Origin of the sequence: Methylobacterium sp. V23 (assembly GCF_002917135.1) — a bacterium.
Taxonomy (GTDB): domain Bacteria; phylum Pseudomonadota; class Alphaproteobacteria; order Rhizobiales; family Beijerinckiaceae; genus Methylobacterium.
Genome location: NZ_PDHT01000004.1, coordinates 66,700 through 81,522 on the forward strand (window position 1 = coordinate 66,700; position 14,823 = coordinate 81,522).

General features: G+C 70.8%; 15 protein-coding genes. 9 read left to right on the forward strand and 6 right to left on the reverse strand.

Annotation, left to right across the window (positions count from 1 at the left end):
- Positions 1-47 precede the first annotated feature (47 nt).
- The 3 genes from CRT23_RS05975 to rlmJ all read left to right on the forward strand — a co-directional run bounded on the left by CRT23_RS05975 (position 48) and on the right by rlmJ (position 2,120).
- Positions 48-515 (forward strand): hypothetical protein, encoded by a 468-nt coding sequence (locus tag CRT23_RS05975; protein WP_055946514.1) that lies wholly within the window; start codon positions 48-50, stop codon positions 513-515.
- Between the two features lie 89 nt (positions 516-604).
- Positions 605-1,210, forward strand: coding sequence for a ribonuclease T2 (locus CRT23_RS05980; RefSeq protein WP_103709073.1), 606 nt, complete (start codon positions 605-607; stop codon positions 1,208-1,210).
- A 64-nt stretch (positions 1,211-1,274) separates the two neighbouring features.
- The gene (rlmJ, locus tag CRT23_RS05985) at positions 1,275-2,120 is read left to right on the forward strand and encodes a 23S rRNA (adenine(2030)-N(6))-methyltransferase RlmJ (RefSeq protein WP_103708979.1); all 846 of its coding nucleotides are present in this window, start codon (positions 1,275-1,277) and stop codon (positions 2,118-2,120) included.
- 18 nt (positions 2,121-2,138) lie between these two features.
- Here rlmJ and CRT23_RS05990 read toward each other — a convergent pair whose 3' ends face one another.
- Complete coding sequence (locus CRT23_RS05990; RefSeq protein ID WP_055946509.1) at positions 2,139-3,572, reverse strand: FAD-linked oxidase C-terminal domain-containing protein; 1,434 nt, start codon at positions 3,570-3,572, stop codon at positions 2,139-2,141.
- A gap of 346 nt (positions 3,573-3,918) precedes the next feature.
- Here CRT23_RS05990 and CRT23_RS05995 point away from each other — a divergent pair, with 346 nt between their 5' ends.
- Complete coding sequence (locus CRT23_RS05995) at positions 3,919-4,281, forward strand: cytochrome c family protein (RefSeq protein ID WP_055946506.1); 363 nt, start codon at positions 3,919-3,921, stop codon at positions 4,279-4,281.
- Positions 4,282-4,452: 171 nt separating this feature from the next.
- Here the strand turns inward: CRT23_RS05995 and CRT23_RS06000 are convergent, their stop codons facing one another.
- Entirely contained in the window at positions 4,453-5,010 is a 558-nt protein-coding gene (locus CRT23_RS06000; protein ID WP_103708980.1) for a MarR family transcriptional regulator, read from the reverse strand.
- Between the two features lie 187 nt (positions 5,011-5,197).
- Between CRT23_RS06000 and CRT23_RS06005 the strand changes: the two genes are divergently transcribed.
- Positions 5,198-5,620, forward strand: a complete 423-nt coding sequence (locus CRT23_RS06005) for an organic hydroperoxide resistance protein (protein WP_055946503.1) — start codon at positions 5,198-5,200, stop codon at positions 5,618-5,620.
- A gap of 53 nt (positions 5,621-5,673) precedes the next feature.
- Here the strand turns inward: CRT23_RS06005 and hisS are convergent, their stop codons facing one another.
- From hisS to secB, 4 genes are all read right to left on the reverse strand, one after another.
- Positions 5,674-7,182: a histidine--tRNA ligase gene (gene hisS, locus CRT23_RS06010; RefSeq protein ID WP_055946498.1), complete on the reverse strand. Its 1,509-nt coding sequence runs from the start codon at positions 7,180-7,182 to the stop codon at positions 5,674-5,676.
- A 97-nt stretch (positions 7,183-7,279) separates the two neighbouring features.
- Positions 7,280-7,771 carry a DUF3429 domain-containing protein gene (locus CRT23_RS06015; protein ID WP_055946496.1) on the reverse strand — a complete coding sequence of 164 codons (492 nt, stop codon included), beginning with the start codon at positions 7,769-7,771 and terminating at the stop codon, positions 7,280-7,282.
- A 79-nt stretch (positions 7,772-7,850) separates the two neighbouring features.
- Positions 7,851-9,203, reverse strand: a complete 1,353-nt coding sequence (locus tag CRT23_RS06020) for an MFS transporter (RefSeq protein WP_103708981.1) — start codon at positions 9,201-9,203, stop codon at positions 7,851-7,853.
- Positions 9,204-9,406: 203 nt separating this feature from the next.
- On the reverse strand, positions 9,407-9,916 hold the full coding sequence (secB, locus tag CRT23_RS06025; protein ID WP_055946493.1) for a protein-export chaperone SecB: 510 nt from the start codon (positions 9,914-9,916) through the stop codon (positions 9,407-9,409).
- A 623-nt stretch (positions 9,917-10,539) separates the two neighbouring features.
- Here secB and CRT23_RS06030 point away from each other — a divergent pair.
- From CRT23_RS06030 to rho, 4 genes are all read left to right on the forward strand, one after another.
- Complete coding sequence (locus CRT23_RS06030) at positions 10,540-11,271, forward strand: Tim44/TimA family putative adaptor protein (RefSeq protein ID WP_103708982.1); 732 nt, start codon at positions 10,540-10,542, stop codon at positions 11,269-11,271.
- 22 nt (positions 11,272-11,293) lie between these two features.
- A complete protein-coding gene (locus tag CRT23_RS06035; RefSeq protein WP_103708983.1) occupies positions 11,294-12,481 on the forward strand; it encodes a murein transglycosylase A in 1,188 nt (395 codons plus the stop codon).
- The gene (locus tag CRT23_RS06040) at positions 12,478-13,200 is read left to right on the forward strand and encodes a Smr/MutS family protein (protein WP_103708984.1); all 723 of its coding nucleotides are present in this window, start codon (positions 12,478-12,480) and stop codon (positions 13,198-13,200) included. Before CRT23_RS06035 ends, CRT23_RS06040 begins: the two co-directional genes overlap by 4 nt.
- A 251-nt stretch (positions 13,201-13,451) precedes the next feature.
- Positions 13,452-14,792 (forward strand): transcription termination factor Rho, encoded by a 1,341-nt coding sequence (rho, locus tag CRT23_RS06045; RefSeq protein ID WP_055946483.1) that lies wholly within the window; start codon positions 13,452-13,454, stop codon positions 14,790-14,792.
- The last annotated feature ends 31 nt before the right edge of the window (positions 14,793-14,823 follow it).

A 14,823-nucleotide genomic window follows, 5' to 3' on the forward strand; every position in this document is an offset into this window, starting at 1 on the left:
ATCGTTCCGGGACGTGTCACGGACTCCAGCGGAACAAAGACGCCGGCATGCGCCCGAATCCCCTCTCCACCGCCTTCGCCCTCGGCCTCGTGCTGGCGGGCGCCCTCCAGCCGGCCCTCGCCCGCTCCGGCCGCGAGGAGATCACCCCGGCCGAGGAGCGCGAGTTCAACTACGACGCCGACATCCCCGGCTGCCAGGCTCCCGAGGTGCTGGAGCGGCTCTCGTCGCACTTCGCCGAGAAGGAGGCGAAGTTCTGGAACTCCTCCCTCACCATCCTGCGCTACGAGCACATCGAGCGCACGGCGTGGCGCCCCTGGGGCCTCGACTACGTCCCGCGCCGCTTCTGCAGCGCCGTGGCCACCACCTCCGACGGCATCCGCCGCAAGGTGGATTACTCGGTGCGCGACGGGCTCGGCATCATCGGGGCCGACTGGGGCATCGAGTTCTGCGTCCACGGCCTCGATCGCAACCTCGCCTACGCCTATTCCTCGGCCTGCCGCGAAGCCCGTCCGTGAGCCCGAGCGCCCGGCGCCGGAACGCAGGGCGCCTCGCCTCGGCCGCCTTGACGCTGGCGCTGGCCCAGGGGGCCGCGGCTCCGCCGGCGATGGCGCAGGGCTTCGAGCGCGGCGGCACCCCGGGCACGTTCGACTTCTACGTCCTGGCCCTGTCCTGGTCGCCGACCTATTGCGAGGGGCCGGGTGCCCGGCGCGAGGCGGAAGGGCAGTGCCGTCCGGGCCGCGGCCTCGGCTTCGTGGTGCACGGACTCTGGCCGCAATACACCCGCGGCTATCCCTCGAACTGCGCCTCGGTCGAGCGTTCGCCGACCCGGCAGGCGATCGAGGTGGCGGGCCAGGTCTATCCGAGCGAGGGCCTGGCGCGGCACGAGTGGCGCAGCCACGGCACCTGCTCGGGCCTCGATCCGGTCTCGTATTTCCAGGCGGCCCGCGACGCCCGGGCGGCGGTGACCATCCCGGACGCCTTCAAGGCCCCCGAGCGCGACACCCGGATGGCGCCGATCGACATCGCCCGGCAGTTCGTGGCGGCCAACCGGGGCCTGCGCCCCGACATGATGTCGGTGACCTGCCGGGGCGGCCAGCTTCAGGAGGTCCGGATCTGCTTTGCCAAGGACCTGCGCGGCTTCACCCCCTGCCCCGAAGTGGCCCGCCAGAATTGCCGCGCCGGCGCGGTTGCCATCGACGCCGCGCGGTAGATGATGCCGCGCTTCGACCCCGGGCGGGACCGCCGGGGCGTGCGCTGAGACAGGCCCGGACCTCATGAATTACCGCCACGCCTTCCACGCCGGCAACTTCGCCGACGTCCTGAAGCACCTTGTGCTCAGCCGCGTGCTGGCCCATCTCTGCCTGAAGCCCACGGGGTTCCGGGCGATCGACACCCATGCGGGCCTCGGCTTCTACGACCTCACCGCCGACGAGGCCGGGCGTACGGGCGAGTGGCACGAGGGCTGGGGCCGTCTCGCGACGCCGTTTCCCGAGGCCGTGGAAATCTTGCTCGCCCCCTATCGCGAGGCGGTGGCGGCGGTCCAGGCCCGGCACGGGGCCGACACCTATCCGGGCTCGCCCGCGCTCATCCGCGAGTTCCTGCGCCCCACCGACCAGGGCGTCTTCGTGGAGTTGCACCCGGCCGATGCCGAGACCCTGCGGGCGCGCTTCAACCAGGATTCCCTGTCGAAGGTGATGCATCTCGACGGCTGGACGGCGCTCAACGCGATGATCCCGCCCCCGGAGCGCCGCGGCCTCGTCCTGATCGACCCGCCCTACGAGGAGCTCGGCGAGATCGACCGGCTGGGGGCGGCCCTCGCCAAGGCGGCGCGCAAGTGGCCGACCGGCATCTATCTCGGCTGGTACCCGATCAAGGACGTCGCCAAGGTCGACCATATGGTGGCCCAACTCGACCGGGACCTCGCCCGCCCGGCCCTGCGCCTCGACCTGATGGTCTCCGAGCCCGACCCGACCCGGCTCAACGGCACCGGCCTCGTGGTCATCAACCCGCCCTGGCGCCTCGGCGAGGAGGCGATGCTGTTCCTGCCGGCCCTGGCCGAGCGCCTGGCCCGTACCGATTACGGCGCGTTCCGGTGCGAGGCCTTCGGCGCGCAGAGCTGAAACCCGGACGCCCGAGCGTCAGGCGACCAGGCGCCCCTCCAGGGGGAACACCTTGGCGGGGTTCATGAGCCAGTGCGGGTCGAAGACGTTGCGCACCCGCATCTGCTGCTCGAGATCCGCCTGGGCGTACTGGAAGCGCATCAGCTCGCGCTTCTCGATGCCGACGCCGTGCTCGCCCGTGAGGCAGCCGCCGACCTCGACGCAGAGCTTGAGGATCTCGTCGCCGGCCGCCTCCGCCTTCTCCATCTCGCCCGGCTTGTTGATGTCGAATAGGATCAGCGGGTGCAGGTTGCCGTCGCCGGCATGGAACACGTTGGCGACGCGCAGACCCTTCTCGGCGCAGATCGCCCCGATGCGCTCCAGCACTCCGGGGAGCTGCCCGGTGGGGATGGTGCCGTCCATGCAGATGTAGTCCGAGATCCGGCCGGTGGCGCCGAAGGCGGACTTGCGGCCCTTCCAGATCGCGGCGCTCTCGGCCTCGGATTTCGAGACCCGGATGCTGGTCGGGTTGAAGTCGCTGGCGATGGCCTCGATGCGGGCGAGCATCGCCGTGCACTCGGCGTCCGACCCCTCGACCTCGATGATCAGCATGGCCTCGGCGTCGCGCGGGTAGCCGGCCTGGGCGAAATCCTCGGTGATCAGGATCGCCTCGCGGTCCATGTACTCGATCGCCACCGGGATGATGCCGGCCCCGATGATCGCCGCCGTGCAGGCGCCGGCATCCTCCACGGAGCCGAACCCGACCAGGGCCGGGCGCGCGCCCTCCGCCGCCCGCAGGATGCGCACGGTGGCCTCGGTGACGATGCCAAGCTGCCCCTCCGAGCCGCAGACCAGGCCGAGGAGGTCGTAGCCCGGCGCGTCGAGATGCTCGCCCCCGATTGTCACCACGGTGCCGTCGTTCATCACCAGGGTGACGCCCAGGAGGTTGTTGGTGGTCACCCCGTACTTGAGGCAGTGCGCCCCGCCGGAATTCATCGCGATGTTGCCCGCGATGGTGCAGGCGAGCTGGCTCGAAGGGTCGGGGGCGTAGAAGAAGCCCTCGTGGCTGACGGCCCCCGAGATGGCGAGGTTGGTGATGCCGGCCTCGACCCGCGCGGTGCGGTTCTCGAAATCGATGTCGAGGATGCGGTTCATCTTCGAGATGCCGAGGATCACCGCATCCTCCTGCGCGATGGCGCCCCCCGCCAGCGAGGTGCCGGCGCCCCGCGGCACCACCCGGACGCCGTTGGCGTGGCAGAACGCCATCACGGCCGAGACCTCGGCGGTCGTCGAGGGCAGCACCACGGCCAGGGGCATCTTGCGGTAGGCGGTGAGACCGTCGGTCTCGAAGGCGCGGCGCTCGTCCTCGGTGGTGACCAGGGCCTCCGGCGCGACCAGGGGGGCGAGGCCCGCGATGATCGCCTCGCGGCGGGCGACGATGGCGGCATCGGGCACGGGAAAGGCGATCGACATGGGCATGTCCTCCGGGGGCGCGCCCTCTTCATCATCCGCTCAGCCGGGACCGCCTATGAGGAAGCGGCGGTGAGAGACGGAAGACGGAGGGTGCTTTGTGACGGACCCTAAAACAAACGCCGGCGCAGCGCATCCGGTTCTTGACGCCGAGTCTTGGCGTCGACTCACTCTCGGCGCCGAGTCTTGGCGCCGACCGCCGCGGCGGAACCGAACGCCGCCGGGGAAGCTTCCTTTGGCCGCAGCTCATCGCGTCCGACCTTGCACGTTCCTGTCTCGATCTGTTCTAAACGGGTAAGCTCTGCCATAAGCCCAAGCGGCTGAAGCCGCTTCAAGGAGGAAAAACACGATGCGTCATGTCATGTTCGGCGCCGCCCTGGCCCTGCTGCTGCCTCTGTCGGCTCATGCCGAGGGCGATGCCGCTGCCGGCGAGAAGGCCTTCGCCCCCTGCAAGGCCTGCCACAACTTCGAGAAGAACGGCGTCGGCCCGACCCTGAAGGGCGTCGTGGGCGCGAAGGCCGGTGAAGGTGCCGACGGCTACGCCTTCTCGGCGGCCATGAAGAGCTCCGGCATCACCTGGGACGAGGCCAACCTCCACGAGTGGCTGACCGACCCGAAGAAGAAGATTCCGGGCACCAAGATGGTCTTCCCCGGCATCAAGGACCCCAAGAAGGTCGACGACGTCATCGCCTACCTCAAGACCAAGTCCTGATCGTCACCAAGTGCTGATCTTCATCGCGTCCTGATCCTCAGGGTCCGAGGCCCGGGTTGCGGGATCGGTCCGGCCTGCCCCACGGGGCCGGCCGAGATCCTTCGCCCCGTCACGCGATCAGGAAGCCGTTTCCGCCCTGGCGGGAGCGGCTTTTTTCATGTCCGGCGCCTGTCAGGATCCGCGTCGCGCGGTCTCGGAGCCGCTCGTTCCCTCGGTCTCCGCGCCGAGACCGGCCTGGCCCTCGCCGAGGCCCGCATGCAGCGCGCCGCGCAGGTTCATCAGGATGTCGAGGAGCGCCCGCCGCCCGTCGAGATCGAGGCCGGTCAGGCCACCCACCTCGTCCGGCACGCATTCCATCCGGCCCCGCAGGGCCCGGCTCTTGTCGGTCAGGAAGATGCTCACCTGCCGCTCGTCGGCCCGGTCCCGGGCCCGCTTCACGTGGCCGGCCGCCTCGAGGCGCTTGAGCAGGGGCGTCAGGGTGCCGGAATCCAGGAACAGGCGCTGGCCGATCTCCTTGACGGTCATCCCCTCCTCCTCCCACAGGACCAGCAGGACGAGGTATTGCGGGTAGGTCAGGTCATGCGCGGCCAGGAGCGCGCGATAGGCGCGTCCGAACGCATGGGCCGTGGCATAGACGGCAAAGCAGAGCTGGCTGTCCAGGCTCAGGGCGTCCGGGGTTTCCGGCTCTGCCACCGGCTCCCGAAGCGTGCGGGTCTGCCGTCCCGACATATTGACTGTCCTTCACGATGTGCCGCGGGCCGAAATCGGGCCGCGGGTCCGATCTTATTCAAATTTCATATTGCGCACAATCAAGTTCTATGCGAGGAAATAACTAGGTTGTGCGCAATCGATATGGGCTGACTCAGGCCGGACCGACGCGCCCGATCCCCTCGTTCGTTCAGCAGGAGAGACCGACATGAAGGCCCTCTACACCGCTCATGCCCATGCCACCGGTGGCCGCGAAGGGTCCGCCGCGACCGACGACGCCAAGGTGGACGTGAAGCTCTCCACCCCGAAGGAACTCGGCGGCGGCGGTGGCGCCGGCACCAACCCGGAGCAGCTCTTCGCGGCCGGCTACGCCGCCTGCTTCCTCGGCGCGATCAAGTTCGTCGCCGGCAAGGACAAGATCACGGTCTCGGAGGAGTCCAAGATCGAGTCGAGCGTCGGCATCGGCCCGCGGGATGACGGCACCGGCTTCGGCCTCGTCGTCGCCCTCAAGGCGACCCTGCCGGGCCTCGACCGGGCGGTGGCCGAGGATCTGGTGAAGCGCGCCGACGTGGTGTGCCCCTACTCCCACGCCACCCGCGGCAACATCCAGGTCGACATCTCGGTCGCCTGACGATCCGCACGGCCGTGGAGTTCGCTCCACGGCCGTCCTTCGGGTCTCGACTGTCAGAAGTGGCGTCCCAGGACCTCGCGGACCCGCTCGACCATCTCGGCCACCGGCACCGAGAACTGGGCCGGGCGCGCGGCCTTCCATTCGGCATTGCTGGTGATGGCGGCCGCCGCCTTGGCCCCCTCGATCAGGTCCTTGATCTGGACCTCGCCGGCCTCGCGCTCGTTCGAGCCCTGGATGATGGCGCAGGGCGATCCGCGTCGGTCGGCATACTTCATCTGCGCCTTCATGCCGGAGCCGCCGAGATAGAGCTCGGCCCGGATGCCGGCCGCGCGCAGGCTCGCGACGAGCCGCTGGTAGTCGGCGACGTTGTCCCGGTCGAGCACCAGGACCACCACGGGACCGGGCTTGGTGATGCCTTCCAGCAGCGGGCTCTTCACCAGCTGCAGCGCCGAGAACAGGCGCGAGACGCCGATGGAGAAGCCGGTGGCGGGCACCGGCTCGGCCCGGAAGCGCCCGACGAGGCCGTCGTAGCGCCCGCCGCCCGAGACCGAGCCGAAGCGCACCACCTGTCCGTCCTCGTTGGTGACCGGGAAGGTCAGCTCCGCCTCGTAGACCGGGCCGGTATAGTATTCGAGCCCGCGCACCACGGAGGGGTCGATGCGGATGCGGTCGTCGTAGCCGGCCGCGGCGAACAGGGCCGCCATGTCGGCGAGTTCGCGCACGCCCTCCAGGCCGATGGCGCTGCCCGCGAGCGACGCCTCGAAATTCGCCAGGGTGGTGGCGTTGTCGGCCGGCGCCGATCCGGTTCCGGTCCAGCCGGTGAAAGCCAAGACGCGCCCGATCGCGGCATCCTCCAGCCCGGCGCCCTTGGTGTAGTCGCCGCTCTCGTCCTTGCGGCCGGCGCCCAGCAGCTCGCGCACGCCGGCATCGCCGAGGCGGTCGAGCTTGTCGATCGCCCGCAGCACGGTCAGGCGCTGGCCGGCCTTGTCGGGACCGCTCAGCCCGATCGACTCCATCAGGCCGTCGAGCACCTTCCGGTTGTTGACCTTCACCACGTACTGCCCGGTCAGCCCGAGCTTCTCCAGGGTGTCGGCCATCAGCAGGCAGATCTCGGCATCCGCCGCCACCGAGCCGGCCCCGACGATGTCGGCGTCGAACTGCATGAACTGGCGGAAGCGGCCCGGGCCCGGCTTCTCGTTGCGGAAGACGTAGCCCGCACGGAAGCTGCGATAGGGCTTCGGGATCGCGTCGAAGTGCTCGGCCACGTGCCGGGCCAGGGGCGCGGTCAGGTCGTAGCGCAGCGAGAGCCAGGATTCGTCGTCGTCCTGGAACGAGAACACGCCCTCGTTCGGCCGGTCGAGGTCGGGCAGGAACTTGCCCAGCGCCTCGGTGTACTCGACGAAGGGCGTCTCCAGCGCCTCGAAACCGTAGAGCTCGAAGCTCTGCCGGATCGTCTCGAGCATGCGGTGCTGGGCGGCGATCTCATCCGCGCGCCGGTCGACGAAACCGCGCGGCAGGCGCGGCTTCAGGGTGTCGGCCTTATTCGAATCGGCCTTGGCCATGGTGATCTTCGCGTCCGTCGGGGCTGTTCGGGGTCCCGGGGGCTCTATCGCGGGTGGCCGGGGGCGGCAAGCGTGTCGGGCCTCGGCGCGTCGGGCCTCAGAGAGCCAGGGCGAGCAGCGCCGCGAGGCTCAGGATCGCGATGGGGATCTGCACCGGGCGCAGGCGGGCGAAGAACAGCGGTGCCTCTCCGCGCCGGGCCGCGATCGGATCGAGGATCGCGATCGCGGTGAAGCCGAGGAGGAGCAGGACCAGGGCGGGCACGGCCCGGTCCAGGGTCGCCAGCACCAGGGCGGCGAAGCCGAGGCTGAAGAGGCCGATCATGGTGGCGATCTGGGCGACGGTCGCCCCGCCCTCGGTGCGGAAGCTGACGCCGCGGCGCACGCCCGACAGGAACAGCAGGATGGCGCAGCCCCAGAGGATCGTCAGCGCGGCGGCGACCTGCCCGAGGGGCGTGCCGCGCCAGCCCCAGGCGACCAGCGCACCGGCGGCGAAGGGCAGCATCGGGCCGTAGCCGAACACGATGCTGAGCCAGGGGACGGCGCGCGGCTCGGTGACCCGCAGGGTCCGTCCGTCGGGTCGATCATGCATCGTCGGGAGCTCCGGTGGCTGAGGCGTCCTCGCCAAACCGGGGCGGGGGCGGCCTGTTCCCCCGGGCGGCAATCCGCCCTCAGGCTGTCTCCGGCTGCGGGGCGCGGCGGAGCGGGTCGGTGCCGCGGTCGGGCCCGCGCCCGCTCTCGGCATCAGGGTCCGTCGACGACCCGTCGCCCTTCTGGCCGTCGCCCCTCTGCCCGTTGCCCTTCCGGCCGTCGCTCTTCCGGCCGTTGCCTTGGCGCCTGCCGCGGCCCTCGCTGGTGGTGTCGAGCCACAGCACGAGGGCGAGGGCGACGAGGGCCGGGGCGCCGAGGGCCAGGAAGGCCCCGGTCCAGCCGAGCATCGCCTGGGCGAGGCCGCCGTACCAGGCCGACAGGGCGCCGCCGATGCCCTGGATGGCGTTGAGGGAGCCCAGCGCCGTCTGGGTGCGGCCGGAGCCCCAGGTCAGGTCGGCGACCACCACCGGCACCGCGACGCCGATGATCCCGGAGGCGACGCCGTCGAGGATCTCGGCGGAGATCAGCCAGAGGGGATCGTCGATGAAGGCCGAGAGCGCGGCCCGCACCGGCAGCACCGCGCAGGCCGCGATGAGGAGCTGGCGCCGCCCGCGCCGGTCGGCCAGGGAGCCGGCGAACAGGGCGACCGGGATCATCACCAGCTGCGCCACCATGACGTAGCGGGCGGTCCAGCTCGTGGCGTCGGCAGCGGTGGCGACGAGCTTCTGGCCGAGCAGGGAGAGCATGCCGCCGTTGCCGAGGTTGAACAGCGCCAGCGCCACGGCGAGGACCAGGAGCTTGCGGTTGGCCACGATGCTGCGCAGGCCGGCGCGCTCTGGCTTGTCGTCGCCATCCTCCTGCCAGCCCACGGCCCGGCGCTCGTTGTAGCAGTGGCCCGGCGTGGTGACGGTGGCGAGGATGGCCAGGACCGCCATGCCACCGAGCACCCAGAAGGCGATGGCCGGGCCGAACCAGCCGGTGCCGAGGCTGATGCCGCCGGCCGCCAGCAGGATGCCGAGATGGTTGAAGGCCTGGTTGCGGCCCTGCTGCCGGGGGAAGCGGTCCTTGCCGACGATGCCGAGGGTGAGCGCGGTGACCGCCGGAAGCAGCAACGTGCCGCCGGCCGCCGCCATCATCTGCGCGGCGAAGACCGGGATCAGGCCCCGGGCCGGCAGCAGCAGCAGGGTGCCGCACAGGATCGCCCCGCAGGCGACGGCGATCAGCATCCGGGGCCGGCCGAGGCGGTCGACCAGGGCGCCGAAGGGACCGCTGAGGAGGAGGGAGCCGATGCCCACCAGGGTGGTGACGAAGCCCACCCGCGAGGGGCTCCAGGAGGCCGACTCGGCGAGCCAGGTGCCGAGGAAGGGGCCGAGCCCGCCCTGGATGTCGCCCGTGAAGACGTTGATCAGGGCGAGGTGGTGTGTGGCGAGCATGCGATCCCGGGGCTGAGGCGATCCGGCGACCGGCGGCACGGGAGGCCGCGGCCGGACTGGCTGCGAGTAACGGCCAAATCCGGCCTTCGATCCGCAAGTCCGGCCTTCGATCCTCAGGTCCGGCCTTCTCGAGTCCGGCCTTCGCTCCTCAGGACCCCGGACCCCGCCCCGGGCGGACGGGGCCGGCGAGGCGCGCCCTCAGCTCAGGAGTTGAGCGGGCCGGTCTCGCCCTGGGCCTGGGCTTCCATGGCCTTCTGGCGGTAGAGGCCGACGAAGTCGATCGGGTCGATGTAGAGGGGCGGGAAGCCACCGTTGCGCACGGCCTCGGCGACGATCTGGCGCGCGAAGGGGAAGAGCAGGCGCGGGCACTCGATCATCACCGCCGGGTGGAGCTGGTCCTGCGGGATGTTGCGCATGCGGAAGATGCCCGAATAGGTCAGCTCGAAGGCGAACAGCACCTCGTTGGCGATCTTGGCATCGCCTTCCAGGGTCAGGTCGACCTCGAAGTCGAACTCGGCCACCTGCTTGGCGTTGACGTTCACCTGGATGTTGATCTGCGGTCCGCTCTCCTGCGGCTGCAGGGAGCGCGGCGCATTCGGATTCTCGAAGGAGAGATCCTTGGTGTACTGCGCGAGCGAGTTGATCGTCGGCGTGGCGTCGTCGGTCTGCGCCGTGGCGCCACCGTTGCCGTTCGGTGCCGGAGTGTCGGCCATGGCGTTCTGTCCTCTTCCTGGATCGTCGGGGCGCGGCGGGGCCCGGGTCTGGTGCGCTCAGGTCCCGGGGGCGAACCCGTGACGGGCGCCGATCCCGGTCGCCCGGAACCAGGCGCCCCGGCCTGCACACCGACATGCACACCGACATGCCGCCACCGCCCGGTCCGCGCGATAGCGCGCTATCACGCTCGCCCGCATGGGACAAGGCGAGCCCGGGGCCCGGTCCGCAGGACCGGTCGGGGCCGCCGCCGGGTCAAGGCGGCGCAGGCGCGCGCCCTCGCCTGGATTCATGGCCCGCGATATCCATATCTCCGCACGACCCCGGAGGTTCGACCCCGCGCGAGCCTCCGCGCGCCGAACCCGGCCTGCGCCTTGCGCGGGACCCGGGGAATGCGCGACATGGCCAGAACTGTCCTGGCCAGATCTGTCCTGGCCGGATCTTTCTTGGCCAGATCTGTCCTGGCCAGAACTTCCTTGGCCAGATTTCCTTTGGCCAGATTTTCCTGGGCCGGACCTATCCGGCCGGGCGTGTCTCGGCCACGCATGTCAGCCGAGGACCCGGGCCGGGTTTCCAGAGCCCCGTGAAGTAACGTATTCGTGCCACGGCCACGATCGGATCAGTGATGCAGGACTCCTTCGACTTGACGACCCTGATCTTTCTCGCGCTGGCGGTCTTCGTCATCTGGCGCCTGCGCTCGGTGCTCGGGCAGAAGACCGGCACGGAGCGCTCGCCGTTCAAGCCGGTGGACCGCAGCCGTACCGAGCCGCCGGCCGGCCGCGGGGACGGCGACAACGTCGTGCGCCTGCCCGGCGCCGATCGGGTCCAGCCCCAGGCCGATCGAGGCCAGACCGCGGTGAAGACCGACGTGCGCGACTGGCGCGGCATCGCCGAGCCCGGCTCGGCCATCGCCCAGGGCCTCGAAGCCGTCGTCCAGGTCGAGCCCGCCTTCGATCCGCGCGCCTTCGTGGAGGGCGCCCGCAGCGCCTACGAGGCCATCGTGATCGCCTTCGCCAAGGGCGACCGCAAGACCCTGCGCGGCCTGCTCTCCCGCGAGGTCTGCGAGGGCTTCGAGCGCGAGATCGACGCCCGCGAGGCGCGGCGCGAGACCGTGGAGACCACCTTCGTCTCCCTCGACAAGGCCGAGATCGTGGCCGTCGACGTGAAGAACCGCGTCGCGCAGATCACCGTGCACTTCCTCTCCCACCTCATCACCGCCACCCGCAACGCGCAGGGCCAGGTGACCGACGGCAGCGCCGAGGCGGTGGTCGAGGTGCCGGACGTCTGGACCTTTGCCCGGACCCTCGGCACCCGCGACCCGAACTGGCAGCTCGTCGCCACGGAAGCCGGCGTCTGAACCCGACGCTGTCCAAGGTCGCGTGAACCGGTTCTCCCGTCCCGCGGCGAGTCTCCTCGCCGCCCTCGCTCTTCCCTCCCCCGGCTCGGCCGCCCCCGCGGCCGAGCCGTTTCGCGTGGGCGGGGCCGTGCTGGAGCCCGTCGATCCCGCATCGCTGCCGGGTTTCCCCGGACCCGACGCCGCCGCGACCCTCGCGGCCTTCCGCCGGACCTGCCGGACGCCGCCGGCCACGCCCCAGCCCGCCACGGTCGCGGGCGCGCCCGAGGCGCTCCGGGCCGCCTGTACGAGAGCCGAGTCCGTGCCGGACGCCGAGGCGGCCCGCTTCTTCGCCGAGGCCTTCACGCCCTATCGGATCGTCAGGCCCCCGGCCGGGGGCAAGCCCGAGACGCGCACGGGCTTCCTCACCGGCTACTTCGAGCCGGAACTCGTCGGCGCCGCCAGCCCGAGCCCGCAATTCACCGCCGCGGTGCTGGCCCGGCCCGACGACCTCGTCAGCCTGGAGCCCGGCGAGACGCGGCCCGGCCTCGACCCCGCCCTGCGTGCCGCGCGCCGGACCGGTGACGGCTTCGAGGCCTATCCCGACCGGGCCGCGATCGAGGACGGAGCCCTGGGCACCCGGGCCCGCCCGCTCCTCTACCTGCGCGACGCCGTCGACCTGTTCGTGCTCCAGGTCCAGGGCTCCGGCCGGGTCCGCCTGACCGACGGGCGCGCGGTCCGGGTCCTCTACGACGGCCGCAACGGCCGGCCCTACACCTCCATCGGCAAGCTCATCGTGGCGGAGGGGCACCTGCCCCTCGACGGTCTCACCCTGGCCCGCTGGACCAGCTGGCTGCGGGCGAACCCCCACCACGCCGCCCGGCTGATGCGCGCGAACGCCTCCTACATCTTCTTCCGCCTGGCCGAGATCGACGACCCGAGCCTTGGGCCGCCCGGCGGGGCCGGCGTGCCCCTGAGCCCCGGCCGCAACCTCGCGGTGGACGCCACCCTCTGGCGCTACGGCCTGCCGTTCTGGCTCGAGGGCCGGATCGCCGGTGCTGCCGAGCCGGGGCGCCTCGTCGTCGCCGCCGATACCGGCTCGGCCATCGTCGGCCCGGCCCGCGGCGACCTCTATCTCGGCACCGGTGCGGAGGCCGGCATCGCCGCCGGCAACCTGCGCGACGCCGTCGGCTTCGTGGTCCTGCTCCCGAAATCCGGGGCATCGGCGCCATGAAGACGCCCCGTCGCCCGCGCGGCCTCTCGGGAGAGGACGCCTATCTGTGGGGCGAGATCGCCCGGCTGATCACGCCCCTGCGCGGCCGCATCACGGGGCGCGGCGCGGCGGGCAAGCCCTCCGACGCCACGCCCGCTCCGGCGACGACGCCCGCCTCGGCCAAGAACGCGCTACCCAAGGGCGCGCTACCCCAGGGCGCGCCGCCGAGAGTCGTTCCGAGCAAACCCGTCTCGACGAAGCCCGCGCCCCCGAAGCCCGCGCCCCCGAAGCCCGCGCCCCCGAAGCCGATGCCCCGGACGCTGGCCAAGCGCGCCGCACTGAAGCCGAACCCGCCGCCGGCGCCACCGGCGCCTGTCCTGGCACCGGCTGCGCCGACCGCGCCGGGCCTCGAGCGCCGCATCCGCCTCGCCCTGCGCCGCGGCGCCCTCCAGGTCGATGCCCGCATCGACCTCCACGGAATGTACCAGGCGGAGGCGCACGGGGCGCTGATCGGCTTCCTGATGCGGGCCCGCGCGACGGGCCACACCCACGTCCTCGTGGTCACCGGCAAGGGGGGCCCGACCTACGACGATGCCTTCTCCGAGCGGGGCGTGCTCCGCCGCAGCGTGCCCCATTGGCTGCGCGCGCCGGAGCTGCGCACCGTGGTTCTCGGATTCGAGGAGGCGGCCCGCCATCACGGTGGCGCCGGGGCCCTCTACGTGCGCCTGCGCCGCCGCTGAGGGGCCGTTGCAGGCGCCCCGGCGGACGGACCTTGCGAAAACCCGAGAAACGCGCTACCGGTGAGGCCTCTCCTCGTTACGCCGCGTTGCATCCGTGAGCCCCTGGCTCCGCCAAGACGATGCGCGGAGCCGTCTTTCCCCAGGACGGACCGACTGATCGGCGCCGAAACGGCGCCCGGCGACCAAACTCCCCGACTGCCATTTCCGACCCTCTGCCCCGCCTCGCCCTTCCCGCCGGTTCTGAATCCCCCATGACGTCACCGTACGAGACCCTCCCCGTGGAAAGCCCGGCCGAGGGCGGCATCGTCGCCGCCGATCTCGACGGCATGCGCGAGGTCAAGCTCCAGGACCTCAAGTCCAAGACGCCGACCGACCTGATCGCCTTCGCCGAAGAGGTCGAGGTCGAGAACGCCTCGACCATGCGCAAGCAGGAGCTGATGTTCGCGATCCTGAAGCAGCTCGCTGCCAAGGAGGTCGAGATCATCGGCGCCGGCACCGTCGAGGTGCTGCAGGACGGCTTCGGCTTCCTGCGCTCGTCCGACTCGAACTACCTGCCGGGTCCCGACGACATCTACATCTCGCCGACCCAGATCCGGCGCTTCGGCCTGCGCACCGGCGACACCGTCGAGGGACCGATCCGCGGGCCCAAGGACGGTGAGCGCTACTTCGCGCTGCTGAAGGTCAACACGATCAACTTCGAGAACCCGGAGAAGATCAAGCACAAGGTCCACTTCGACAACCTGACGCCGCTGTTCCCGACGCAGCGCTTCAAGCTCGAACTGGACAATCCGCCGAAGAAGGACTTCTCGCCGCGGATCATCGACATCGTCGCCCCGATCGGCAAGGGCCAGCGCGCCCTGATCGTGGCGCCGCCGCGCACCGGCAAGACCGTGCTGATGCAGAACATCGCGCAGTCGATCACCATCAACCACCCGGAATGCTACCTCATCGTGCTGCTCATCGACGAGCGCCCCGAGGAAGTGACCGACATGATTCGCTCGGTGAAGGGCGAGGTCATCGCCTCGACCTTCGACGAGCCGGCCACCCGCCACGTGCAGGTCGCCGAGATGGTGATCGAGAAGGCCAAGCGCCTCGTCGAGCACGGCCGCGACGTGGTCATCCTGCTGGATTCGATCACCCGCCTCGGCCGCGCCTACAACACCGTGGTGCCGTCCTCCGGCAAGGTGCTCACCGGCGGCGTCGACGCCAACGCCCTGCAGCGCCCGAAGCGCTTCTTCGGTGCCGCCCGCAACATCGAGGAGGGCGGCTCGCTCTCGATCATCGCCACCGCGCTCATCGACACCGGCTCGCGCATGGACGAGGTGATCTTCGAGGAGTTCAAGGGCACCGGTAACTCCGAGATCATTCTCGACCGCAAGGTCTCCGACAAGCGCATCTTCCCGGCCATCGACATCACCCGCTCGGGTACCCGCAAGGAAGAGCTCCTGGTGCCGCCGGATGCGCTCAAGAAGACCTATGTCCTGCGCCGCATCCTCAACCCGATGGGCGTCACCGACGCGATCGAGTTCCTCATGGACAAGCTGCGCCAGACGAAGAGCAACAATGACTTCTTCGACTCGATGAACACCTGAGGCCGACTGGGCCGGACCCGGATCGCACGCG

What these genes read in the sequence shown, in the direction of transcription:
- CRT23_RS05975 (WP_055946514.1), top strand. Translation starts at nt 48, where the DNA reads ATGCGCCCGAATCCCCTCTCCACCGCCTTCGCCCTCGGCCTCGTGCTG.
- CRT23_RS05980 (WP_103709073.1), top strand. Translation starts at nt 605, where the DNA reads ATGGCGCAGGGCTTCGAGCGCGGCGGCACCCCGGGCACGTTCGACTTC.
- rlmJ (WP_103708979.1), top strand. Translation starts at nt 1,275, where the DNA reads ATGAATTACCGCCACGCCTTCCACGCCGGCAACTTCGCCGACGTCCTG.
- CRT23_RS05990 (WP_055946509.1), bottom strand. Translation starts at nt 3,572, where the DNA reads ATGTCGATCGCCTTTCCCGTGCCCGATGCCGCCATCGTCGCCCGCCGC.
- CRT23_RS05995 (WP_055946506.1), top strand. Translation starts at nt 3,919, where the DNA reads ATGCGTCATGTCATGTTCGGCGCCGCCCTGGCCCTGCTGCTGCCTCTG.
- CRT23_RS06000 (WP_103708980.1), bottom strand. Translation starts at nt 5,010, where the DNA reads ATGTCGGGACGGCAGACCCGCACGCTTCGGGAGCCGGTGGCAGAGCCG.
- CRT23_RS06005 (WP_055946503.1), top strand. Translation starts at nt 5,198, where the DNA reads ATGAAGGCCCTCTACACCGCTCATGCCCATGCCACCGGTGGCCGCGAA.
- hisS (WP_055946498.1), bottom strand. Translation starts at nt 7,182, where the DNA reads ATGGCCAAGGCCGATTCGAATAAGGCCGACACCCTGAAGCCGCGCCTG.
- CRT23_RS06015 (WP_055946496.1), bottom strand. Translation starts at nt 7,771, where the DNA reads ATGCATGATCGACCCGACGGACGGACCCTGCGGGTCACCGAGCCGCGC.
- CRT23_RS06020 (WP_103708981.1), bottom strand. Translation starts at nt 9,203, where the DNA reads ATGCTCGCCACACACCACCTCGCCCTGATCAACGTCTTCACGGGCGAC.
- secB (WP_055946493.1), bottom strand. Translation starts at nt 9,916, where the DNA reads ATGGCCGACACTCCGGCACCGAACGGCAACGGTGGCGCCACGGCGCAG.
- CRT23_RS06030 (WP_103708982.1), top strand. Translation starts at nt 10,540, where the DNA reads ATGCAGGACTCCTTCGACTTGACGACCCTGATCTTTCTCGCGCTGGCG.
- CRT23_RS06040 (WP_103708984.1), top strand. Translation starts at nt 12,478, where the DNA reads ATGAAGACGCCCCGTCGCCCGCGCGGCCTCTCGGGAGAGGACGCCTAT.
- rho (WP_055946483.1), top strand. Translation starts at nt 13,452, where the DNA reads ATGACGTCACCGTACGAGACCCTCCCCGTGGAAAGCCCGGCCGAGGGC.